Below are 23,903 nucleotides of genomic sequence, written 5' to 3' on the forward strand. Positions count from 1 at the left end.
TTAACCTTTATAGTTAGCTACAACACCAACTACCCTAACGGAGGTCACTATCAGTGAATCCTTATGCGCTAATCTAAGCTTTTGAGATCCGTTTTCAGGAACACTAAAGTAGGATTTAATCTTTTAAATGTCCTTTTAAAAATTGGCCTGTATAAGAATCTTTACAATGGATGAGTTCTTCGGGAAGACCTGCAAAGACTAGTTTCCCTCCTTTATTCCCACCTTCCGGACCAATATCAATCACCCAGTCTGCCGACTTGATCATATCCATATTATGCTCAATAACCAAGATGCTATTGCCCAAAGCAATGAGCGCATCAAATGATTTTAGGAGTTTTTTAATATCCTGAAAATGCAAACCTGTAGTAGGCTCATCAAAGATAAATAGTGTCTTCTTGCTGTTATTTCCCTTAATCAGGAATGAGGCCAATTTAATGCGCTGTGCTTCACCGCCAGACAAGGTACTTGAAGATTGACCAAGCTTCACGTAGCCCAGCCCAACGTCCTGTAAAGGCTGTAACTTAGCCAATATCTTCGGCTGATCTGCAAAAAATGTGATCGCTTCATCCACACTCAGCTCAAGAACATCCGCTACTGACTTATTTTTGTAATGTACATCAAGTACAAACTGCTTAAATCTCTTTCCACCACAGGCTTCACATGGCAAAATAATATCGGCCATAAATTGCATCTCAATCTTAACCTCACCTTCACCCTGACAGACATCACAACGTCCGCCTTCCACATTAAATGAAAAGGCTGCCGGCTTCAGTCCTGCCGCTTTGGCCGGTGCCTGGCTAGCATATAAAGCCCTGATCTCATCCCAAGCTTTCACGTAAGTCACCGGATTTGACCGTGAAGAACGACCGATTGGATTTTGATCGACCATTTCAACTTGTTCTACCTGTGTAATATCTCCTTCAATCGCATCATAAACACCTGTTTGTTCACCCGAATAATTACCGATTGATTTTTGCAAAGCCGGATAAAGAATACGTTTGACCAAAGAAGTCTTTCCGGATCCCGAAACCCCAGTGACCACGGTGAACGTATTTAAGGGAAACTGAACGTCAATTCCCTTCAGATTATTCTCGTGGGCGCCTTTAATACTCACACTATTAGACCATGAACGGCGTTTCTGAGGTACTTCAATCTGGCTCTTTCCACTGAGGTACTGGCCAGTCAGGCTTTTAGCATCTTTTAGAATCTCCTTGTAAGTTCCTGCAAAGACCATCTCTCCGCCATTGATCCCTGCTTCAGGACCGATATCGATCAGATAATCCGCTGCCTCCATCATCTCCTGTTCATGTTCGACCACAACCACTGTATTCCCAACATCGCGTAGCGATTTTAGCACGGAGATCAAACGTTGTGTATCACGGGGATGGAGCCCAATACTTGGTTCGTCCAGTACATAAATAGAACCAACAAGCGAACTCCCCAAGGAAGTTGCCAGATTGATCCGTTGTGATTCTCCTCCCGAAAGCGTATTTGATAACCGATTCAAGGTCAGATAGCTTAATCCAACATCACATAGAAATTGTAATCTATTATTGATTTCGGCCAGCAGCCGCTTGGCAATGACCAGCTCATTACCGACCAGCGGTAATGTTTTAAAAAATTCCAATGCTTCCTCTAAGGGCATCAATACGATGTCGGTAATGGATTTATCGCCCACTTTTACATAAGTGGCATCCTTACGCAATCTTGTCCCACGGCAGTCCGGGCAGTCTGTTTTCCCACGATAGCGGGACAACATCACGCGATATTGGATTTTATAGGTCTGGGCTTCGAGCTCTTCAAAGAATTGTGTAAGGCCCGCAAAATATTTATTCCCGATCCACAGCAGTTCTTTCTGTGCTGTAGTCAGATCCATATAAGCACGGTGTATCGGAAAATCAAATTTTAAGGAGTTTTTTACAAGCACCTGCAACCACTCGCCCATTTTCTCGCCACGCCAAGGTGCAATTGCTCCATCGTAGACCGAACGGCTTTTGTCTGGAATCACAAGGTCAGGATCAATACCAATGATTTTTCCATAACCTTCACATCGCCGACAGGCGCCATAAGGGTTATTGAAACTGAAGAAGTTTGGTGTAGGTTCCTCAAAGGTTATCCCATCAAGTTCAAATTTATGAGAGAAATGATGACGCTGACCATTTTCCTCCATGTAGAGCTCACCTTTGCCCTCGAAAAAACCTGTCTGGACAGAATCAGAAAGCCGATTAATGGTATCATCATCCTGTTCTATACGGACACGGTCGACAACAATAAGCACTTCTCCATCCTGCAACTCTTTATTGGCGATCGCCTTATCGTCGACGATAGCTTCTATTTTCTGCATGTTATCCTGATAGACGACCCGCACAAAACCTTTCTGCAGCAATAACGACAACTCTTCCTTGAGTTTTCGTCCGTGAGAAGGCACTAGCGGAGCCAGAAGTGTCAAGGTTGTCCCCTCTTCTAATTTCAGGGCAAAATCCACCACAGAACTCACACTGTCTTTGGTCACTTCGCGACCGGAGATAGGAGAAATTGTCTTTCCGATACGGGCATATAACAATTTCAGATAATCATATATCTCGGTCGATGTCCCAACCGTCGAGCGCGGGTTGGAAGTAATCACACGTTGCTCAATCGCAATCGCCGGAGCGATACCTTTGATGTAATCCACCTCTGGCTTGTTCATACGTCCCATAAATTGCCTCGCGTAGGAAGATAGGCTCTCCACATAGCGCCGTTGACCTTCCGCATACAGTGTATCGAAAGCTAAGGATGATTTTCCTGAGCCCGACATTCCAGTGATAACAACTAATTTATTTTTAGGGATATCAACATCAATATTCTTTAAATTATTGACCCTTGCACCCTTAATCTGAATATATTCTTTTGGAGTATGCTCCACTTGTTTACTCATAATAATCCTTATCTCACACAAAGTTACGTATTCTTGGCTGATTATATTCCTGCGAATGAAAAAGCAATTCAGCTTTCTATCACCTGAATTTCATAAAACGTTTATGATCTCGCATGCAGCAATAGCAATGATAGCAGGCAGCGAATTCTTTCTGTCCAGTAGTCGCCCTCGGTGAGTTCATTGATCCCTGCATGAACAGATGCAAATCAATCATTTTTTAATTTTTAGTTTCCCAAACAATTATTTTTTATAATTTTTCGTTTTACAATTAATCCTTCCGAAAACAATACAGTCCTATACCTGTTAATCTTCTACAAGAATGTAGCACTTTGAGTAGATATAACGTTTAAAGAAACAAATGAATTAGGTCATATTTGATATTTTCGATAAAAAACACAAAACAGATAAATAACAAATAGGTCTTTAAAAATCAAATAACAGCGATATGAGAAAAAATGTATTTACCGTAATAATGCTTCTGATGATTGCATTAGTATCCTCAACAACTATAAGCAAAGCGCAAATGGTTATCGACAAAATGGACTTAAGCATTTTTCCTGCCCCGGAAAAAGGTTATAAAAAAATGGTGATTGAAGTTCCCTACTCCGAAAGCGACAAAAACAAAAAAATTGAGTTTTCAGTCGGTAAGTGGATGGAAGTAGATGGATGTAATTCCTTTAACCTATCGGGCACGCTGGAGAAAAAGGATCTTCAAGGCTGGGGTTATGATTATTATGTTTTCAAAACAAATGGCAATGTGGCAAGCACATTGATGGCTTGTCCAAATAAAGAGAAAAGAAACCTTTTTGTTTCGGCACAACCGGAGACCGTACGCTACAATGGCAGAATGCCGATTGTGATTTATGTACCGGAAGCTTATGATGTACAATTCAAGATTTACACCACTGATGGCGACACCTATCGTGCCGCAGAGGTAAGAACAAAAAAGTAACAGATCCACAAATCTTTGCTAAGGCAACGCTTTAAATTATCAATAACGAAAAAAGCCTTCGAATCAGATTCGAAGGCTTTTTTATATAACGTTTAACTATTGACTATTGGAATTTTTTTGCGTTAACTTTACGCTCATTTTCAGTCAAATAGATTTTACGTAGACGCATAGATTGTGGTGTTACCTCAATGTATTCGTCAGCTTGAATATATTCCATACATTCTTCCAATGAGAATTTGATTGCTGGTGCAATACGTGTATTATCATCAGAACCAGAAGCACGCATATTTGTCAGCTGTTTTCCTTTTGTCACGTTGATTGTTAAATCGTTGTCACGGATGTGCTCACCTAGGATCTGTCCTTCATATACATCCACACCTGGATCTACGAAGAAACGACCACGGTCTTGTAATTTATCAATGGAGTACGCAGTTGTTGAACCTGTATCCAAAGAGATCAATACACCTGCCAAACGACCAGGGATTGTACCTTTCCAAGGCTCGTAACCTTTCAGACGGTGTGCCATTACAGCTTCACCAGCTGTTGCTGTCAATACGTTGTTACGTAAACCGATGATACCACGAGAAGGGATAGAGAACTCAAGATGTTGCATATCTCCTCTAGCTTCCATGATCAATAACTCTCCTTTACGTTGTGTAACCAGCTCAATTACTTTTCCTGATACATCAGAAGGTACGTCAACAACAAGTTCTTCGATTGGTTCACATTTTTGACCATCGATTTCTTTGATGATAACTTGTGGCTGGCCTACTTGCAACTCATAACCTTCGCGACGCATTGTTTCGATCAATACCGACAAGTGAAGGATACCACGTCCGTATACCAACCAAGCATCTGGAGATTCAGTAGGAACTACGCGTAAGGCTAAGTTTTTCTCCAATTCTTTTTGTAAACGATCGTAGATGTTACGTGACGTAACCAATTTACCTTCTTTACCGAAGAATGGAGAGTTATTGATGGTAAACAACATATTCATTGTTGGCTCATCAATGCTGATAACTTCCAATTGCTCTGGATTTTCGAAATCTGCGATTGTATCACCGATATCGAAACCTTCGATACCTACAACAGCACAGATATCACCTGCATGTACTTCAGATACTTTGATACGGCCAAGACCCTCGAATACCTGAAGTTCTTTCACTCTTGATTTCACAACTTTTCCATCGCGTTTTACCAAAGAAACCGGTTGGTTTTCTTTGATCGTACCACGGGCAACACGGCCGATAGCGATACGTCCTACGAAAGTGGAGTAATCTAATGATGTTACCTGCATTTGCAAAGTACCTTCAGATACTTCTGGAGCAGGGATATATTTGATAATTGCTTCCAATAAATCAGTGAAGTCTTCTGTCCGATTTTTCCAATCTGTAGACATCCATCCTTGTTTTGAAGAACCGTATAATACCGGGAAGTCCAATTGTTCTTCAGTCGCACCTAAGTTGAAGAATAAGTCAAAAACGTGTTCGTAAACCTCGTCTGGACGACAGTTTTCTTTATCGACTTTATTGACAACAACAATCGGTTTGATACCTAATCCTAAAGCTTTACCTGTAACGAAACGTGTTTGAGGCATTGGACCTTCAAAGGCATCTACCAATAGCACTACACCATCAGCCATCTTCAATACACGCTCTACTTCACCACCGAAATCGGCGTGACCTGGGGTATCGATGATATTGATTTTAACACCTTTATATGTTACTGAAACGTTCTTAGATACAATAGTGATCCCGCGCTCACGCTCTAAATCATTATTGTCTAGGATTAATTCACCAGCATTTTCATTTTCTCTGAATTGATTGGTAAAATATAAAATTTTGTCTACAAGCGTAGTTTTACCGTGGTCGACGTGAGCGATGATCGCAATGTTTCTAATGTTTTGCATTGAGCAAGAATATTTTTATAAAATTTTAGGGTGCAAAGATAAACATTTTGCACCACAAAATTTATAACTATGTGTATTTTATTTAATTACACCTAATTCTTTACCAACTTTGGTAAAGGCGGCGATTGCTTTATCCAAGTGAGCAACTTCGTGTCCGGCCGAAATCTGAACGCGGATACGAGCTTTTCCCTGAGGTACAACAGGATAGTAAAAACCGATGACATAGATTCCTTCGTCCAGCATCTTGGCTGCAAACTCCTGTGCCAATTTCGCATCGTAAAGCATCACAGGCACGATCGGGTGGAATCCGGGCTTGATATCAAATCCAGCAGCCGTCATTTTTTCACGGAAGTATTTTGTGTTTGCCTCCAGTTTGTCGCGCAATTCAGTTGTCTCACTGAGCATGTCCAATACCGCAACAGAAGCCCCTGCGATTGCCGGTGCTAAGGTATTCGAAAATAAATAAGGGCGTGAACGCTGACGTAACAAATCGATGATTTCTTTTTTACCGGAAGTAAAACCTCCAGAAGCACCGCCTAAGGCTTTACCTAAAGTCCCTGTAATGATGTCAACACGATCGATTACATTGAACAGTTCGTGTGTACCGCGGCCTGTTGCACCAATAAATCCAGTACAGTGCGACTCATCGATCATAACCAAAGCCTGGTATTTATCGGCAAGATCGCAGATCTGATCCAATGGCGCTACAGAGCCGTCCATCGAAAATGCACCATCTGTAACAATGATTTTATGCCGAGCACCGGATGCAGCCTGCAATTGGGCTTCCAAATCAGCCATATCTGCATTTTTATAACGGAATCGCTGTGCTTTACACAAACGAACACCGTCGATGATAGAGGCGTGATTTAATTCGTCAGAAATGATGGCATCTTCCGCACCAAATAATGGTTCAAACACACCACCGTTAGCGTCGAATGCTGCCGCATATAAAATAGTATCCTCAGTTCCTAGGAACTCAGAAATTTTTGCTTCTAATTCTTTATGCACATCTTGAGTACCACAGATAAAACGTACCGAAGACATTCCATAACCGTGTGTATCGATCGCTTTCTTAGCAGCCTCGATTACTTTTGGGTGGGAAGACAGGCCCAGATAATTGTTCGCACAAAAATTGACAACTTCCTGTCCTGTGCTCACTTTGATGTCTGCCCCCTGAGGAGTAACGATCACTCGCTCTTGTTTATACAATCCCGCTTCTTTGATTGCTTCCAATTCCTTTTCTAAAACTGGTTGTAATGTATTGTACATAATTCGAATTTATTTTTTTATACAATATTACAGTTTTTTCATTGGAATAAGTTGTTTTGCCTTTCTAGAAAAGGGCTATTCACGGAGAATTCACCCCAAATCAATGATTTGGTAACATTAAACCGATTGCATAAAATTCCTTTTTTCGGCTGATTCGATTTTTTGCTGCTATCGCTAAGCTTTATGCAAAAGAAGGCTTTTACACCTTCAGCATCTAGTAGATTGTATTTCGTTATTGTTTCACTGCTGTTCCGTCGGCATTGGTACCGCCAAGCTAGAGGACAACTCCTGAACATCATCGTCAATAGAAGTGCTTAAAAGGCGGAAATATACGAAAAGGCTTACTCGTAACGAAGAGCATCCACAGGATCCAGTTTAGAGGCTTTTGAAGCAGGGTAATAGCCCGAAAGCATACCAACGAGTCCACATACCGCAAACCCCATGATAATCGCACCCCAAGGGATGATAAAAGAGGTACCCAGCTGTAGTGCCAGGATATTCCCAATGAGGATACCAATAAAGATTCCTGCCACACCGCCGATCATGCAGATCACGATGGCTTCCATCAGAAATTGTTTACGTATCACACTCGGGGTCGCACCGATGGCCTTGCGTATACCAATCTCCCGTGTACGCTCAGTGACCGATACCAACATAATGTTCATCAATCCGATTGAAGCGCCCACAAGGGTTATAAAAGCGATCACCACGGCACCCAAAGTAACCATCGCCATATTTTGCATCAGCATCTGGGCAACGGCATCAGATTTAGTGATTTCGAAATCATTTGATTGTCTGGATGATAGGCCGCGGATATTTCTAAATACAATTGTTGCTTCGCCGATTGCTGCCTCTAAACGCATTGGATCGTTGGAGGAAACCGTAATCACATATGAAGGTTCGGTACCCTGCATCACCGCCCGGGCTTTAATAAGCGGAATAAAGCATGCCCTATCGCCGCCCATACCCGCAGAAGAACCTTTACTTTTTAGAACTCCAATAACCAAATAGCGGATATTGTTGACGGTAATAAACTGGCCTATCGGATCGATAATCTCGTTGAACAGCATCTTGCTTACTTCACTGCCAATAATAATGACACCACTACCTGTTTCAACCTCCCGGGTGGAAAAATTACGCCCCTCACTGACCACATAACCCGATGTCTGAAGATAATTTTCATCGGTTCCGATCAGGCCAATATTGGGGTTTGTCTTCTTAGACTGAAATTTTGCGGTTGTATTCCAGCTGACATTGGCACTGATGGACGTCAATGCATTAAAGTGAAAATCCTGTCTAAACCTCGCCGATTGCGCATAGGTGATATTGGCAAAGACTTTTGAGCGAGTTCCCTCATTACCAATCCGAACATTCAAGCCCCGGTTGCGAATATTGAAAGAGTTTGAGCCCATTGATGAGAAAGAATCTGTCAGTGAATTTTTCATGGCATCGATGGAAGTCAATACGCCGATCAATGCCATCATCCCTATGGCGATAATCAGCGCTGTTAAAAATGTCCTGAGCTTGTTCCCTACAATGGACTGCAGCGCAAGCTTGACATTTTCAACATAAGACATTTTTACGGCCATAAAGCTGGGTATTTATAATTTGTAGGGATGAAAATACTGTAAATCCGGCACAAAACCAAAAGGCAATTTATTTCCATGAAATAAACTGCCTTTTTGATGCAAACGGATCTATCCATTCAAGTGGACTATCTTAGTTTAAAGCCACTTTCTGTCTTAATTAATTCTTTTCCATGTCTCCGTACGTCCAAGCAAGCTCACACCGACATAGCCCCTGATATCAAGTTTATCCCCTTTTAAGGTCATCTTGCAGCTATACGTTTTGCCGGACTTTGGATCATAGATCTTTCCATCCGCATAAGTATTGCCATCTTTTTCAAAATTGGTCAGTATTTCCAGTCCCTGTACGTTCCTGCTCTGAAGCGCTTTATCCGGGTTTTTTATATCTTTCTTTGGCTGACCGGCTTCGTTATTTGGAAATTTCAGCCAGAAGAGCTTACCAAAAAACTTATCGCCTTTCTTGTAAATTTCAACACGGCCCTCACCGCTTGGATTTTCCCACCTTCCAATAATGGGATCTGTTTGCGCAAATAATGCCACTGTCGTAAGTAACATTATGAATGACATCATAATTTTCTTCATGGATCTATTTTTTTATAAACTTAATTCAATCAATTTCTGCCAAATGGCCGATCCGATTACGCACTCATACCGCTCTGGAACGACCTCCTATACCACTCCAGCGCCAACCGACATCCCTACTGAACAAGCCTTGCAGCTGACGACCAAAAGCTTGCATGCTTCGCCTATGAAATAAATATACAAAATATTTACTATGCTTGCATATATTTATTTTCTAAGCACTTCGTTTTCAAACGAACATAAAACCCGCTGCTGACTAACACTTTACATACTCCACCCGCTTTCGGAAACTGTTCGGGATAGCATCGCCCTTTGTTTGTCCTGGCTTCGGAAATTCCCTGATGTTTCTCTACAGATTCCCTGTTGGTTGACTAACTGCCAGTAGAATCTTAGAAAATGAGGGCAGTATTCCCGAACGGGGTCCGACGCAGGTCCGAACATGTTTCGAAGAACAGACGAAGAACCGTAAAGTTTGGCATCCGGTTTGCACGAAACTGATTATATTATTACTTTATTTACTCTTTATAAATTAGCACATATTATGAAATTTATTATTAGTCTTTTACTTACTGGAGTTGTCGTCGCGGTTGCGTGCTGGGTCGTACCCGGAGCTCAAGTTGCTGGATTCGGCTGGGCTATCGTTACTGGACTTGTCATTGGATTTGTCAATGCGACTGTGGGATCGATTTTAAGGTTATTTACTTTCCCATTGAATTGGCTTACACTCGGCCTGGTTTCGTTCATTATTACGGTATTAATGGTCCTGTTGACAGATTCGCTTCTCGGTTCCAAATTTGATGTAAATGGCTTTTGGACCGCTGCGCTTTTTGCCATTGTCGTTGCTATATTGGAAATGATTATTGGCAGCACTTCAAAAGATTAAGAATAAGTTTACTATAGCTATTGCGCATGAAAAAGGCTGCTTCACGCTGGAGTGAAGCAGCCTTTTTACTTCGATACCTGGCGCGTTCTTTCAGACGCTTTCCTAATTTTCGAATAGAGTGACCGCGATTTATTACTCCGATATAAAACGGGGTTTTCGATGGTTTTTATCGCTACTTCCCTCTTTTTTTACACCTGAATTCGCTAAATTTAATCATTCAAAAGAACCCTGATATATGTGCGAACACAATCACGAGCATAGCCATACAGCACAAGAACACAGCCACACGAAACACGAACGTCCCTGGTGGATCTCCCAATGCAAGCTTCTTATTGCTCTTGTCATCCTGCTTACTTTACTGCTATTGAAATATGCTTTGAAGATCAGCCTCCCTTTTGGTCTATTGTTAGTCTTAAATGGCGTGGCGTATCTTCTTGCGGGCATACCTGTTATTCAGATGGCATTCCGTAAGGCAAGCCGGGGCGATTTTTTTAATGAATTCTTTTTGATGACTGTAGCGACCTTGGGCGCATTTGCGATCGGAGAATTTGAAGAAGGTGTTGCCGTCATGGTATTCTACCAAATCGGAGAATGGTTTCAGGATACTGCTGTTGACAATGCCAAAAAATCAATCAAATCGCTATTGGATATTCGCCCCGATAAAGTCACGGTGCTGCGCGATGGGCAACAGCAGCAGGTAAATCCTAAAACGGTCGCAATTGGAGAGACCATCCTGGTGAAAGCGGGAGAAAAAGTCGCGCTGGATGGTAAATTGGCAACAGAGAAAGCGGCATTTAATACGGCTGCACTGACCGGCGAGAGCAAACCCGACACAAAATATGCAGGTGACACTGTTTTTGCGGGTATGATTAATTTGGAAACCGTTGTTGAAATCGAGGTATCCAGCGCCTTTGAAGACAGTAAATTGAGCAAAATACTCGAGATGGTACAGGATGCCACGGCACGCAAATCGAAAACACAGTTGTTTATCGCTCGGTTTGCTAAAATATATGTCCCCATTATCTTTGGTCTTGCACTATTGGTTCTCGTGGCCCCCCTACTCTTTGTCGACGACTATAGTTTTAGAGATTGGTTCTACCGCAGTTTAGTCTTCTTGGTGATCAGCTGTCCCTGTGCCCTGGTTGTTTCTATTCCGCTGGGTTATTTTGGTGGTATTGGATTAGCATCCCGAAATGGCATCTTATTTAAAGGCGGAAATTTTCTTGATGCCATCACCACAGTCGATACCATTGTCATGGATAAAACAGGTACACTCACAGCCGGTGTATTTGAAGTCAGGGAGGTTGTTGCCGTCAATGGAAATCAAGAGGAATTGCTGAATTATGCCAAAGCTATTGAAGCACACTCCACACATCCAATTGCGAAGGCAATCGCGAGCTATCACCCGGGCAAGTCCGCTTTACAGGCCGAGGAAACTCAGGAAATAGCAGGCCATGGCCTCCGGGCGACTGTCAATGGAAAGCGCACGCTCGCCGGTAACAGCAAGTTATTGGACAAATTCAATATTAGCTATCCGGAAGAGTTAAAGCAAATGGTATACTCTATTGTCTTGTTTGCCATTGAAGATCAATATGCGGGCTATATCACTGTAGCGGACCGGAATAAACCAGACGCGAAGGAAGTCATCGCCACGATGCGTGCCCAAGGACTCTATACCGTGATGTTGTCCGGAGACAAAACAGCTGTTGTCAACGAAGTGTCCAAAGAACTTGGGCTCGACAAAGCCTATGGTGATCTCCTTCCGGAGGATAAGGTAAGCCATGTACAGCAATTGATCGATCAGGGACGCCGTGTTGCCTTTGCCGGCGATGGTGTCAATGACGCGCCCGTCGTTGCCTTGGCGCAGGTCGGCATTGCAATGGGCGGACTCGGGGCAGATGCAACCATCGAAACTGCTGATGTTGTGATTCAGAACGATGAGCCCCGTAAAATCTTGTCTGCTATTAAAATCGGCAAAATAACCCGAAGCATTGTCTGGCAGAACGTCATTCTCGCGATGGGGATCAAAATCATTGTACTGATCCTCGGCGCAGGCGGTATTGCAACACTTTGGGAAGCAGTGATTGCGGATGTGGGGGTCGCTCTTTTGGCTATTTTAAATGCCATTCGCATCCAGCATAAAACGGTATAAAAAAACATATCCAAAAATCAGATCAACACTTTTAAGAATAGGATAGTAGAAAATATTGTAGCGGAATATACCTAAAATTGAATAAAAGCGGGGCTGTCCAAAGTGAACAGCCCCGCTTCCTATGTTTAATCCACGATATAATTTAAATGGCGATCAGCAATTTAATCCCGCCAAGCTTTATACGTATTGATCAATCCGTTTGTTGAAGAATCATGGCTTGTAACCGCTTCCTCACCGCTTAGTTCCGGAAGAATCTGATTAGCCAATTGTTTACCCAGCTCAACACCCCATTGGTCGAAACTATAGATATTCCAAATCACACCCTGTACAAAGATCTTATGCTCATAACATGCAATAAGACGTCCCAATGTACGCGGGGTCATTTTTTTCAATAAGATGGAGTTCGTGGGGCGATTACCTTCGAAGACTTTATAGGCTTTGAGCGCTTCAATTTCCTGATCCGACTTTCCGGCTTTCTTGAATTCAGCAACCACTTCTGTCTCTGTTTTGCCATTCATCAAAGCCTCCGTCTGCGCAAAAAAGTTGGACAACAGCAACTGATGATGGTTTCCGATAGGGTTAAGACTATTGGCCGGCGCAATGAAATCGCATGGAATCAACTTGGTTCCCTGGTGAATCAACTGATAAAAGGCATGCTGTCCATTCGTCCCGGGTTCGCCCCAGATGATCGGTCCCGTCTGATAATCCACCTGTTCACCATTACGGTCAACATACTTACCGTTACTTTCCATATCGCCTTGTTGGAAGTACGCGGCAAAACGGTGTAAATATTGATCGTATGGAAGGATTGCATGACTTTCAGCCTGGAAGAAGTTATTATACCATACTCCGAGCAAAGCCAATATTACCGGAATATTGGATTCAAAAGGAGTTTCTTTAAAATGAACATCCGCATCATAAGCCCCTTTTAAAAGTTCCTCGAAATTATCAAACCCAATGGCAAGACTAATCGAAAGACCTATTGCGGACCACAGTGAATAACGTCCGCCAACCCAATCCCAAAACTCAAACATATTTTGGGTATCTATTCCAAAAGCACGTACTGCTTCGGTATTGGTGCTCAATGCGGCAAAATGCTTGGCAACGTCTGCCTGAAGAGCGCCGCTCGCCAAAAACCAGTCTTTCGCTGTATGCGCGTTGGCCATGGTCTCCTGTGTCGTAAATGTTTTGGAAGCGATCAAAAACAAGGTTGTTTCAGGGTCCACAGCTTTCAATGTTTCAGCAATATGTGTACCGTCTACATTGGAAACAAAATGTACATTTAAACGTGTTTTATACGCTTTCAATGCTTCTGTCACCATAACTGGACCAAGATCAGAGCCACCTATCCCGATATTAACCACATCCGTAATTTCCTTACCGGTATATCCTTTCCATTCGCCGGATATGATCTTTTCTGTAAAAGCTTTCATCTGTGCCAGCACCCGTTTAACATCAGGCATGACATCCTTGCCATCGACATAGACAGGTTGGTCAGACTGATTTCGCAATGCAGTATGTAAAACCGGTCTATTTTCTGTCACATTGATCCGCTCGCCCGAGAACATCGCCGTTATAGCTTCAGCAAGACCACATTCTTTAGCGAGCTGCACCAAGAGTGCTTTTGTCTCTTCGGTGATCCGATTTTTGGAATAATCCAAAAGTATATCTTCGAAAGCAATCGAGAACTTTTCAAAACGTGTGGGATCTGCAGCAAAAAGTGCACGTAGATCTTTTTTTTCGCTATTGTTAGAAAGACCGGATAAGGAATCGAAATGCTTCGCCAGATTCTTGTAGGCCTCAGTTTTTGTAAAATTAATTTTTGGGAACATACTGTTTTTACTGAAATTATTTGTTTTAAACATCAATAAAAGCCTTCCATATTTTATTGCCACACTATTGTGTAGCTCCTTATAGGAAGGTTTATTCTGTTGACAATACCAAAACTAAAAAAAAAAGGTCACATATCCGGTATTGGGCAATCGATATTGAGCGCTAAGTTATTTGGCAGAAACAGTGATTTATTAATTAAAATTTCTACTTTAGCGGATATGACAAAAGAACAAATTCAAGACTTGAGGGATCGTGTTACTTCCCTGAGGAGGCATCTTTGACATCGATGCACGCAAAGAAGAAATAGAAAGGGACCAGGCAGTTACGCTTGAAGCAAGCTTTTGGGATGATTCCAAAGCGGCGGAAAAAATACTCTTGGCCATAAAAAACCAAAAGGTGTGGACAGACCACTTCGACGAAGTTGCAGCGGCCGTTGAAGACGCCTATGTGATGTATGAATTCTTCCAGTCTGGCGACGCCGACGAAAAGGAAGTGGACGACCAATATAAACTCGCTCTAGCTAAAGTCGAGGAACTCGAATTCAAAAATATGCTTAGCGCTGAGGAAGATCAACTGGATGCGATCTTACAGATTACAGCGGGTGCCGGCGGGACTGAAAGCTGTGACTGGGCAGCCATGCTGATGCGGATGTATATTATGTGGGGTGAGAAAAATGGGTACCGGGTAACCGAACAAGATTCGCAAGAGGGTGATGTCGCAGGTATCAAGAGCGTCACTTTACAGATATCGGGTGATTTTGCTTATGGCTACCTGAAGGGAGAGAACGGTGTACACAGGCTCGTTCGGATTTCTCCTTTCGATTCCAATGCAAAGCGCCACACCTCTTTCGCTTCTGTCTATGTATATCCATTGATCGATGATAATATAGAGATTGATGTCAAGGATTCTGAAATCGAATGGGATACTTTCCGCTCGGGCGGTGCCGGAGGCCAAAACGTGAATAAGGTGGAAACAGCCGTTCGATTACACCACAAACCAACAGGCATTATCATTAAAAATCAGGAATCCAGATCGCAGTTACAAAATAAAGAAAATGCGATGCGCCTATTGAAATCCCAATTGTACGAGATCGAGATGCGTAAGCGCCAGGAAGCTACCGCTGCTATTGAAGGTAATAAAAAGAAAATTGAATGGGGATCCCAAATTCGAAATTATGTCCTGCATCCTTATAAGCTTATTAAAGATTTAAGGACAAATTACGAAACCTCTAATACCCAAGCCGTATTGGATGGCGATTTAAATGATTTCCTTAAAAATTATCTGATGGAATTTGGTGGATAAACCTGATCCAGAAATATTCTTGATATAAAAGACGCTCTCTTCTGGGAGCGTCTTTTTTCTTGCCATATACCTAAATTCCTCGTCAGTCTAAACTTATTTTCTTCCACTGACCTATTGCCCCCTTTCCTAAACAGTTTGTCACGCCAACTGTCAATTTCTCTTAAGAATAAGGGCGCAAATGTTAAAAAATCTTAAAAGTCTATTGAACAGATCGTAGATATTTTTCAATCAATTTCAGCTACACCAAAACAATAAACTACTGAAAAACAACATTTTAAATTGCAGAAATTTGTATCAACAACGTTACAATTCAAACAGACCGATCATTTTTGGCACAAAATAAAGGCATGTCTTTTGCGTTTATGGAATCGTAATATTTTCATTACAAATGATTCGATTCGACGATCGAAGTAAATATTGAATGAACAAAATGTATATCTAAAATAGAACGGTTATGAATTACATGAAAGAAAACTCAATCGTATCCAAGCAGATGACCAAACAATGGCAGCCTGCTGTATACGATGTAAATGCAGCAGAAAAGCGATCTGAGAATACAGTGAGCAAAAAGGAAGAAAGCAACTTTGGCACGAAGGAATACGTTATTTTTGGAGCAACTTTTTTCATCTTATTTGCGTCAGTTTTTGGCGTATATATGCTTCAACCCGATTTTGATGCTTTACGTTTCCAACGTCTGGACAGTATCGGCGGGACATTTTTAATTGTCTTGGGCATATTCTTAGCGGTTGTCGCTATCAGCTTTTTGATTTTTTTGATTGTACTGCATCGTAAATATAAGCCCATCGCTTCTGTATCTGACGATGAACTACCAACTTGTACGATTATTGTCCCAGCTTATAATGAAGGACAGTTAGTCTATGACACCTTACATAGTTTAGCCAGCAGCGATTATCCGGAGAAGAAACTTCAGATCATTGCAATTGACGATGGCAGTAAGGATAATACCTTTGCATGGATACAACGTGCCAAAATGGAATTGGGCGATCGTGTTGAAATCTATCAGCAACCCAAGAATATGGGTAAGAGACATGCCTTGTACCGTGGATTTAAGTTAGGTACGGGAGAAATCTTTATCACGGTTGATAGTGACTCAATTGTTAAAAAGGATACGATACGCAATATGGCGAGTCCATTTGTGACAAACAAGGAATGTGGAGCAGTTGCAGGTAATGTGCGTGTATTGAATACTAAAAAAGCGATTATACCTCGTATGTTGAATGTGAGCTTCGTGTTCAGTTTTGAGTTTGTACGTTCTGCACAAAGTATGTTGGGTACTGTCATGTGTACTCCAGGAGCTTTATCGGGTTACCGTAAAGAGGCAGTCATGAACTGTTTGGAAGACTGGATCAATCAGACATTTATGGGACAACCTTCTGACATTGGTGAAGATCGTGCAATGACGAATATGATCTTAAAACAAGGTTATCATGTGTTGTTTCAATCCAATGCATTTGTGTATACCGACACACCAGTACGTTATAAAAATTTGTACAAGATGTTTATCCGTTGGGAACGAAGCAATGTGCGTGAAAATATAGCGATGAGTCAATTTGCTTTTACGAATTTCCGTCAAGGACCTAAATGGGGCGCACGTATATTATTGCTCATGCAATGGAAAAAAGTATTGTTATCATATCCAATGATGCTGTTGATGCTGTGGACTGTATTTCATTACCCGTTGATGTTTTTAAGTTCTACATTGGTAGGTATCTTAATATTCTCAAGCATTCAGGCTTATTTCTTTGCCTCCAAAAACTCGGATGCCAAAGAAGCATTCTGGGCATATAGTTACAGTATATTCTACGCCTTCAGTTTATTCTGGATTACACCCTATGCCATAGCAACAGCTGGACGCAGAGGTTGGTTGACAAGAGGTTAAATTTAAAGCAAAGAACGTATATTTACAGCTATATATGAGAGATTTTCAGGTAAAAAAAATTGCCATCATTGGTCAAGGATATGTCGGGTTGCCATTAGCAATAGCATTTTCCGATTATTTCCCCGTGATTGGATTTGATATTAATGAAACACGTATTGATGAACTAAGGCGCGGTGTTGACCGTACACTGGAAGCTGATAAAAAAGAATTGGAACGTGCAAGAGAGCTATTTACCACATCAAACCAAAGTAAGGGATATGATGCAAGTAGTTCCGCCGCAGACATTGCTGATGCAAACGTATATATAGTCACCGTACCAACTCCAATAGATCGCTATAATTCCCCCGATCTATCTCCATTGCTGGAGGCATCTAAAATGATTGGCGGATTACTAAATCCGGGCGATTTGGTTATTTATGAATCTACGGTCTATCCGGGGTGTACAGAAGAAGAATGTGTTCCGGTTTTGGAGAAGTTTTCGGGTTTAAAGCTTAATCAAGATTTTTGTGTCGGCTACTCTCCAGAAAGAATTAATCCGGGAGATAAAGTAAATTCGCTTCAAAAAGTAGTGAAGGTAACGTCTGGAAGTACTTCAGAGGCCGGATTAGCAGTTGATGCACTCTATAAGAAAATCATTGAGGCTGGCACGCACTTAGCACCATCGATCAAGGTAGCAGAAGCAGCAAAAGTTATCGAAAATGCACAACGCGATGTGAATATTTCTTTTATGAACGAACTTGCACTGATATTTGATCGTGTAGGTATTGACACGCAGGATGTCTTAGATGCCGCTGGAACAAAATATAACTTTTTACGTTTCAAGCCAGGTTTAGTCGGTGGGCACTGTATTTCTGTCGACCCTTATTATCTTGCTCAAAAGGCAACTCAACTAGGATATCACCCACATGTTATTTTATCTGGAAGAGAAGTAAATGATCAGATCGCCTCCTTCATTGCTTCAAAAGTCGTCAAATTGATGATTCAGAAAAATATCAGGTTTGAGGGCGCTAAAGCTTTGGTGCTAGGGATCACATTTAAAGAAAATTGCCCTGATATCAGGAATAGTAAAGTCATTGACATGATCTATGACCTTCAAGAATTCGGATTGAAAGTTGATATTTATGATCCATGGGCAAATATAAATGAGGTCAAAAAGCATTTTAATCTGGATTTGTTATCAAATCTTCCTGAATCTGGAAATTATGATAGCGTTATACTTGCCGTTGGACACAGAGAGTTTTTACATTTAGATCTTAACAATCTTAAAAATAATCCTTCAGTTGTTTTTGATATCAAGGGTATACTGGATCGAAAATTGGTAGACGCCCGCTTATAAAGATCCGTTCTAATTAATTTTTTTCAAATCCTGATCTGCTTAAATTAGTGACAAGTAGATCAGGATTTTTACTATCTGGCATTTTGTGCAATAGTTTGATAAAAAAACATTACTATATCTTTTGTTTTTAATACTAACTCAACACCACAATATAATTTTAACCTAATTAAACTAGGGATGTTACACAAATTGCGATAATCATGGAACAGCTAGATGACACCGAACTATTCGCATGCATTCAAGCAAATGACCGTCATGCTTTTTATTCTTAAAAAGTGTACACGATCTTTCGGCTTATAGCCAACTTACGCTCCCCGTTTCAACATCATAGTTTGCACCGACAATCTTAATTTTACCCTCTTCTTCCAGTTTACGGAGCGTTGAGCTTTGTCTACGGATGTCACGGATCGCATGTTTAATGTTCTGTTGATTTAGTTTTTCAAGCAGCGTACTATTTTTTGATGAACGCTCTTCCCCCTGGTCAATTACTTCATTAATGATCGGGTCGAAATGATTAATCAAATGATTTAAGTTATCCATTCCCATACCCTCGATCTGCGCCGCATCCAATCCTCCTTTTAGTGCCCCACATTTAGTGTGCCCTAGAACGACAACAAGTTTAGAACCGGCCACATTGCAGCCAAACTCCATCGATCCTAAAATATCCTGATTGACAAAATTTCCGGCAATCCGGATACTGAAGATATCACCCAGCCCTTGATCAAATATAAGTTCAGCTGAAGTACGGCTATCGATGCAGCTTAGCACCACGGCGAATGGCCACTGTCCTTCACGCGTAGCGTTCACCTGTTCGAGCAGATCGCGGTTAGCTTTCAGATTATTAACAAAGCGCTGGTTTCCCTCTTTTAAGAAATCCAAGGCTTTTTCAGGTGTAATTGTTGATTGTGTTTCGTACGTATGTGCCTTCATAAAATTTTATTATTTGGAATATTAAAGGTAAAATTAATACGTTACATTTTAATTACCAACAAGACAAAATACGTGTAATTTGTTTAATAGTTTCACCTAACGCTTATGCAAGAGTCGTTTTCCAGTCCTCAACGCAAACCCATTTAATATTCCTCAATCTTGCCTTATTTAGCCCCAGTGACTTCTTTCTTTGCGTAATAATCCATCCAAGCTTTAATTCTTCCGACAAACATTTTAAGATAGTTTTCTGTCAAAAATATATTGGACCAATCAAATCTTTGCGCCTGTACTCCAAGATAAAAAATAAAAATAGAAGCGCCAGCTTTTGGTATTAACCTAAGCTCTTTTTCAGATAAAGAACTGCTGCTTTGGTATCCCCGTAGGAAGCTTTGAACTTTTAATTCATACTGCTCTATATCTGATTCTATGAAAAACAGTTGTTTGCAGAAATATCCAACATCTAAAATTTGCCAGCCATTTCCACAAAAGTCAAAGTCAAAAATCGTAATCTCCCTTTTGTCAGTAACGGCCATATTATCATACCATATATCCATATGTATAATTCCTGTTTTCGTATGATCAAAATCTAAATTTTGAAAATTTCTTCCAAACTCCCTAATGAATTCCATTTCCGGCAACTTGTCTGAAAAGAATTGTTTTAAATTCTCATATGGTCGTTCTATAAGTGACTTCTTATTATAAGATACTCGGTTAATATTCTTGTTTCCGGTACAATTGTGAATATTTGCCATTAGAGAACCTATTCGAAAGCAAGTTTCAATATCCATAAATCTGATTTTTTCACCTTGCGCAAAGGAAAAAAGTACAACGTATCTGATTCCTTCAGGGGCATTTATTTCTTGAATGAACGCTCCGTCTTTATCTTCAATTGGAAAAGAAACACTTAAATTATTATCCTTTAATGATTTCAAAAGTGAAAGCTCTTCAATAATTTCGGCTTTTGACCTCCAATTATGACTATAAACGCGCAAAACGTATTTCGTTTCGGTATTGGAAAGAAAATAAGTGTGATTAATTCCTGTTCTGAATAAGGTACAATTGTATTTGTCATCTAGGCCATATCGATCTTTCACAAAATCTCCTAATTGTTTGGCAGAAAGAGTAGAGGCTATAACGGGAAATGTTGTCATTTTTTTTCGCTAATTTATGGTTTCGTTCTCTTGTGGGAATTTTAAAATGTGAATATACCAGTGCTGAAAACTCGTCAATTAGTTCCTTACTGAATAATAATTCTTTTGGAATCTCAATGATTATATCAATAAATGGTTTAGATTCGATTGAGGCGATCGATGTACTACCAAAATGTTCGATTGGTAAAATTTTTTCTTTTCCGATCTTACACAAAATCCGCTGTTTTTCGGCAATAAGTGACAAAAAAAGCTTGCAATATACATTGCAAGCTTTTTTAATTTTTAATCTTTCGATCTGTAGCCCGTAGGGGAATCGAACCCCTGTTTCAAGAATGAAAATCTTGCGTCCTAACCCCTAGACGAACGGGCCGTTTTCTGTTTCGGTGTGCAAATATAGAAATATTTATAAATGTGTCAAAATTTTTATATTTTTTTTATTCATTTATTTTGAAATAGATCATAAAACCCTCTAGAATAGCTATATTTAAAGTCATTGAAAAAGTAACCAACATGACTAATTTAAAAAAAATCAAAAAACCGCTACTCTATGCTGGACTGGGCTTGGCTTTGTTAAGTCAGGAAGCCTATGCCCAGAAATCGAGTGCAATCGCAGATCAACTGCAACTCACCTGGAAGGTTAAAGACGGACAGAATATCCGCAAAAATCCGGTGTCCACGATTATCTTAAAGAACAAAGGTAAAAGTGCCATCAGACTTAACGACTGGAGCCTCTGGTTTAATTTCATCCGGTCTATTGATCCCGAGAAAGTAGATAATCGTTTTGCCATCGACCACAGAAATGGCGACCTTTTTCAAGTAAGCTTTAAGAAGAATAACTTTTTACTGAATGCGCAAGATACCGTCCATATCGATTTCATCACAACTGGACTGGTCAACTATACCGACGGCCCTATCGGCCTCTATCTGAAAAATAACCAAACTGGACTTGCGACAAATATTTCAGATTATTCAGCGATTAAAACTGCACCTCAATCCGAAACTGAAAAGACCGATTACTACGCTTATAAATACACGCAAAACAAACTTAGCGAAGGCGTAGAAGAACAGCCCATTATTCCTTTGCCGAGTAGCATCAGCATCAACAATCAGGAAAAATTCAATGTATCTACAGGGACAAAGCTTTTCGTGGACAATGAATTTGCGAAGGAGGCAACTTTTCTGACAGATTTCCTGAGCACCTATTCAGGTATTAAGCTATCGACTTCTTCCGCCCAGGGAGGAGGCATTGAAATTGTCAAAACCAACAACCTAAAGCCCGAATCCTATCGCTTGACGATCGGCGCTAAAGGTCTACGAATAGAAGCTTCCGATAAAGCGGGTGCATTTTATGCCATTCAATCGCTAAAATCGCTGATCAATCATCGCCAATGGAATAAAACAACAAAATCGATCAACTTACCTTATGGCAATATTGAAGATAGCCCGCGCTATGGCTACCGTGGATTTATGCTGGACGCTGCCCGCAATTTCCATAGCAAGGCTGAGGTTTTAAGGCTATTGGATCTCATGGCTGCCTATAAGCTGAACAAGTTCCATTTCCACTTCATTGACGACGAAGGCTGGCGATTGGAAATCCCATCTTTACCTGAACTAACGGCTGTCGGAGCCAATCGTTCGGCTAATTTTGAAGATGGAAAAGCAATACAGTCTGCTTACGGATCTGGAGCGACGGCCAAATCGCATCAATTCTACAGTGTTGCCGATTATATCGAAATTTTAAAATATGCGCAGGCAAGACATATCGATGTTATACCAGAGGTAGAAACACCGGGGCATGCTCGTGCAGCAATCAAAGCAATGCGTGCGCGTTTTGCCCATTACTCAAAACTTGGCGATCAGCAAAAAGCAGAAGAATTCTTGCTGGACGATGAAGCGGATAAATCCGTTTACAACTCTGCACAAAACTGGAATGACAATGTCATGAACCCGGCCCTGCCTTCAACGTATCACTTCCTGAGCAAGGTGATTGATGAAATCAAAGCAATTCATGAGCAAGCTGGAGTTCCGTTGAAAATTATCGATCTGGGTGGCGACGAGACGCCAAGTGGTGTTTGGGAAAAATCGCCCAAAGTATTGGCCTTTATGAAAGAAAATAATATCGCCAATGTACTCGATGTATGGCCGCTGTATATTACCAAGATTAATGCCCTTGTTCAAGAAAAAGGATTGACGATGTCAGGATGGGAAGAGATGGGCATGCGCAATAAAGGAAAAGGCATGGTTGTAAATGCCGATCTGGGAAAATCAGGCATTCACTTGAATGTGTGGAACAATCTCCCTGGCCAAGGACAGGAAGACCTCGCCTATCGATTGGCCAATGCAGGGTATAAAGTTGTTTATACGAGTGCAGCCAATAACTACCTGGATATGTCTTGGGACCGTGATTTTGCCGATCCGGGGCACAGTTGGGTAGGTACGGTTAATCTGAATAGAACTTATTCGTTCTCCCCTGAAAATTTCTTCATCAACTTACGGAAGGATGACACTGGAAAAGATCTTAAACCAGAAGCATATACCAATAAGGAACAGCTTACAGCTGAAGGGAAGAAAAACCTCCTCGGTATCAAAGGTGCTTTATGGGCAGAAAAGGTATCTACTGACCAACGTCTCGAAGAAATGGTATTTCCACGTTTAATTGCAATTGCTGACCGCGCGTGGGCACCCGAACAGACCTGGGAAAAAGGCGATTCTTTTGACGAAGCTACTTATCGTAAATCGTACTCCTCTTTTATCAAGAAATTGGGTGAAGATGAATTGAGAAAACTGGATAGGATAAATGGCGGCTATACCTATCGGCTTCCAAAAATTGGAATTAAGAAAGAGGGCAACCAACTCCTTATCAATACCGATTATCCCGGATTCAAAGTTTACTATAGCGACAACGGTAGTACGCCAACATTGAAATCTAAAACTGTTAGCGGCCCGATACCATTCCAGACTGGCAAGAAATACTTATTTAAAGTATATGATGCCAATGGACGATCAGGTGACGTGATCAGCTATTAATTCATCAGGATTCAAAATAATGAACGCTATTGGTGTAATAACGTCAAAAAAAAGTAGCCTAAATAACATCCATCACTTTAGGAGCCGGCTATTTGAGATAGCACTTAAGCGGATAAAGGCAAAATAGAATAAAAATAGGGCAGTCCAGCGGTGGACTGCCCTTCTGTTTATATA

The 23,903-nt window shown here is 41.1% G+C and carries 17 protein-coding genes and 1 tRNA gene; 8 read left to right on the plus strand and 10 right to left on the minus strand.

Annotated features, from left to right (window positions below):
* Positions 1 to 115: 115 nt before the first annotated feature.
* Complete coding sequence (uvrA, locus tag B3C94_RS03715; RefSeq protein ID WP_293899227.1) at positions 116 to 2,917, minus strand: excinuclease ABC subunit UvrA; 2,802 nt, start codon at positions 2,915 to 2,917, stop codon at positions 116 to 118.
* Between the two features lie 445 nt (positions 2,918 to 3,362).
* Between uvrA and B3C94_RS03720 the strand changes: the two genes are divergently transcribed.
* On the plus strand, positions 3,363 to 3,869 hold the full coding sequence (locus B3C94_RS03720) for an ecotin (protein ID WP_293899230.1): 507 nt from the start codon (positions 3,363 to 3,365) through the stop codon (positions 3,867 to 3,869).
* A 103-nt stretch (positions 3,870 to 3,972) separates the two neighbouring features.
* On the opposite strand, the gene typA is transcribed toward B3C94_RS03720, so the two are convergent.
* The 4 genes from typA to B3C94_RS03740 all read right to left on the minus strand — a co-directional run bounded on the left by typA (position 3,973) and on the right by B3C94_RS03740 (position 9,215).
* A complete protein-coding gene (gene typA / locus B3C94_RS03725) occupies positions 3,973 to 5,778 on the minus strand; it encodes a translational GTPase TypA (RefSeq protein ID WP_120335699.1) in 1,806 nt (601 codons plus the stop codon).
* Positions 5,779 to 5,856: 78 nt separating this feature from the next.
* A complete protein-coding gene (kbl, locus tag B3C94_RS03730) occupies positions 5,857 to 7,047 on the minus strand; it encodes a glycine C-acetyltransferase (RefSeq protein ID WP_293899237.1) in 1,191 nt (396 codons plus the stop codon).
* A 341-nt stretch (positions 7,048 to 7,388) separates the two neighbouring features.
* Positions 7,389 to 8,636 carry an ABC transporter permease gene (locus B3C94_RS03735; RefSeq protein ID WP_293899240.1) on the minus strand — a complete coding sequence of 416 codons (1,248 nt, stop codon included), beginning with the start codon at positions 8,634 to 8,636 and terminating at the stop codon, positions 7,389 to 7,391.
* 153 nt (positions 8,637 to 8,789) lie between these two features.
* On the minus strand, positions 8,790 to 9,215 hold the full coding sequence (locus B3C94_RS03740) for a DUF2147 domain-containing protein (RefSeq protein WP_293899243.1): 426 nt from the start codon (positions 9,213 to 9,215) through the stop codon (positions 8,790 to 8,792).
* On the opposite strand from B3C94_RS03740, the gene B3C94_RS03745 reads away from it, so the two are divergent.
* The 3 genes from B3C94_RS03745 to B3C94_RS03755 all read left to right on the plus strand — a co-directional run bounded on the left by B3C94_RS03745 (position 9,214) and on the right by B3C94_RS03755 (position 12,250).
* A complete protein-coding gene (locus tag B3C94_RS03745) occupies positions 9,214 to 9,390 on the plus strand; it encodes a hypothetical protein (protein WP_293899246.1) in 177 nt (58 codons plus the stop codon). The two genes, B3C94_RS03740 and B3C94_RS03745, sit on opposite strands and share 2 nt — an antisense overlap.
* Positions 9,391 to 9,756: 366 nt before the next feature.
* Positions 9,757 to 10,098, plus strand: coding sequence for a phage holin family protein (locus B3C94_RS03750; RefSeq protein ID WP_293899249.1), 342 nt, complete (start codon positions 9,757 to 9,759; stop codon positions 10,096 to 10,098).
* A 235-nt stretch (positions 10,099 to 10,333) separates the two neighbouring features.
* Entirely contained in the window at positions 10,334 to 12,250 is a 1,917-nt protein-coding gene (locus B3C94_RS03755) for a heavy metal translocating P-type ATPase (protein WP_293899252.1), read from the plus strand.
* Positions 12,251 to 12,411: 161 nt separating this feature from the next.
* On the opposite strand, the gene pgi is transcribed toward B3C94_RS03755, so the two are convergent.
* Entirely contained in the window at positions 12,412 to 14,082 is a 1,671-nt protein-coding gene (pgi, locus tag B3C94_RS03760; protein ID WP_293899255.1) for a glucose-6-phosphate isomerase, read from the minus strand.
* Between the two features lie 219 nt (positions 14,083 to 14,301).
* Between pgi and prfB the strand changes: the two genes are divergently transcribed.
* The 3 genes from prfB to B3C94_RS03775 all read left to right on the plus strand — a co-directional run bounded on the left by prfB (position 14,302) and on the right by B3C94_RS03775 (position 18,621).
* Positions 14,302 to 15,385, plus strand: a protein-coding gene (gene prfB, locus B3C94_RS03765; RefSeq protein ID WP_293899258.1) for a peptide chain release factor 2 whose coding sequence is annotated in 2 segments (ribosomal slippage) — positions 14,302 to 14,361 and positions 14,363 to 15,385 — 1,083 coding nt in all. Because the reading frame shifts where the segments join, the coding sequence is not laid out codon by codon here.
* A gap of 454 nt (positions 15,386 to 15,839) precedes the next feature.
* The gene (locus B3C94_RS03770; RefSeq protein WP_293899261.1) at positions 15,840 to 17,285 is read left to right on the plus strand and encodes a glycosyltransferase; all 1,446 of its coding nucleotides are present in this window, start codon (positions 15,840 to 15,842) and stop codon (positions 17,283 to 17,285) included.
* A 34-nt stretch (positions 17,286 to 17,319) separates the two neighbouring features.
* Positions 17,320 to 18,621, plus strand: a complete 1,302-nt coding sequence (locus tag B3C94_RS03775) for a nucleotide sugar dehydrogenase (RefSeq protein WP_293899264.1) — start codon at positions 17,320 to 17,322, stop codon at positions 18,619 to 18,621.
* Positions 18,622 to 18,915: 294 nt separating this feature from the next.
* Here the strand turns inward: B3C94_RS03775 and B3C94_RS03780 are convergent, their stop codons facing one another.
* The 4 genes from B3C94_RS03780 to B3C94_RS03790 all read right to left on the minus strand — a co-directional run bounded on the left by B3C94_RS03780 (position 18,916) and on the right by B3C94_RS03790 (position 21,072).
* The gene (locus B3C94_RS03780) at positions 18,916 to 19,551 is read right to left on the minus strand and encodes a carbonic anhydrase family protein (protein WP_293899267.1); all 636 of its coding nucleotides are present in this window, start codon (positions 19,549 to 19,551) and stop codon (positions 18,916 to 18,918) included.
* Positions 19,552 to 19,715: 164 nt separating this feature from the next.
* Positions 19,716 to 20,702 (minus strand): phosphotransferase, encoded by a 987-nt coding sequence (locus B3C94_RS03785; RefSeq protein ID WP_293899270.1) that lies wholly within the window; start codon positions 20,700 to 20,702, stop codon positions 19,716 to 19,718.
* Positions 20,620 to 20,946, minus strand: a complete 327-nt coding sequence (locus tag B3C94_RS23505) for a GrpB family protein (protein WP_414712633.1) — start codon at positions 20,944 to 20,946, stop codon at positions 20,620 to 20,622. Before B3C94_RS23505 ends, B3C94_RS03785 begins: the two co-directional genes overlap by 83 nt.
* A gap of 54 nt (positions 20,947 to 21,000) precedes the next feature.
* Positions 21,001 to 21,072, minus strand: a tRNA-Glu gene (locus tag B3C94_RS03790).
* Between the two features lie 140 nt (positions 21,073 to 21,212).
* On the opposite strand from B3C94_RS03790, the gene B3C94_RS03795 reads away from it, so the two are divergent.
* Positions 21,213 to 23,729 carry a family 20 glycosylhydrolase gene (locus B3C94_RS03795; RefSeq protein ID WP_293899273.1) on the plus strand — a complete coding sequence of 839 codons (2,517 nt, stop codon included), beginning with the start codon at positions 21,213 to 21,215 and terminating at the stop codon, positions 23,727 to 23,729.
* The last annotated feature ends 174 nt before the right edge of the window (positions 23,730 to 23,903 follow it).

Origin of the sequence: Sphingobacterium sp. UBA5670 (genome assembly GCF_002420705.1) — a bacterium.
Taxonomy (GTDB): Bacteria; Bacteroidota; Bacteroidia; order Sphingobacteriales; family Sphingobacteriaceae; genus Sphingobacterium.

Coding starts and splice junctions, on each gene's coding strand:
- uvrA (WP_293899227.1), bottom strand. CDS start 2,917: ATGAGTAAACAAGTGGAGCATACTCCAAAAGAATATATTCAGATTAAG.
- B3C94_RS03720 (WP_293899230.1), top strand. CDS start 3,363: ATGAGAAAAAATGTATTTACCGTAATAATGCTTCTGATGATTGCATTA.
- typA (WP_120335699.1), bottom strand. CDS start 5,778: ATGCAAAACATTAGAAACATTGCGATCATCGCTCACGTCGACCACGGT.
- kbl (WP_293899237.1), bottom strand. CDS start 7,047: ATGTACAATACATTACAACCAGTTTTAGAAAAGGAATTGGAAGCAATC.
- B3C94_RS03735 (WP_293899240.1), bottom strand. CDS start 8,636: ATGGCCGTAAAAATGTCTTATGTTGAAAATGTCAAGCTTGCGCTGCAG.
- B3C94_RS03745 (WP_293899246.1), top strand. CDS start 9,214: ATGGATCTATTTTTTTATAAACTTAATTCAATCAATTTCTGCCAAATG.
- B3C94_RS03740 (WP_293899243.1), bottom strand. CDS start 9,215: ATGAAGAAAATTATGATGTCATTCATAATGTTACTTACGACAGTGGCA.
- B3C94_RS03750 (WP_293899249.1), top strand. CDS start 9,757: ATGAAATTTATTATTAGTCTTTTACTTACTGGAGTTGTCGTCGCGGTT.
- B3C94_RS03755 (WP_293899252.1), top strand. CDS start 10,334: ATGTGCGAACACAATCACGAGCATAGCCATACAGCACAAGAACACAGC.
- pgi (WP_293899255.1), bottom strand. CDS start 14,082: ATGTTCCCAAAAATTAATTTTACAAAAACTGAGGCCTACAAGAATCTG.
- B3C94_RS03770 (WP_293899261.1), top strand. CDS start 15,840: ATGAATTACATGAAAGAAAACTCAATCGTATCCAAGCAGATGACCAAA.
- B3C94_RS03775 (WP_293899264.1), top strand. CDS start 17,320: ATGAGAGATTTTCAGGTAAAAAAAATTGCCATCATTGGTCAAGGATAT.
- B3C94_RS03780 (WP_293899267.1), bottom strand. CDS start 19,551: ATGAAGGCACATACGTACGAAACACAATCAACAATTACACCTGAAAAA.
- B3C94_RS03785 (WP_293899270.1), bottom strand. CDS start 20,702: ATGACAACATTTCCCGTTATAGCCTCTACTCTTTCTGCCAAACAATTA.
- B3C94_RS03795 (WP_293899273.1), top strand. CDS start 21,213: ATGACTAATTTAAAAAAAATCAAAAAACCGCTACTCTATGCTGGACTG.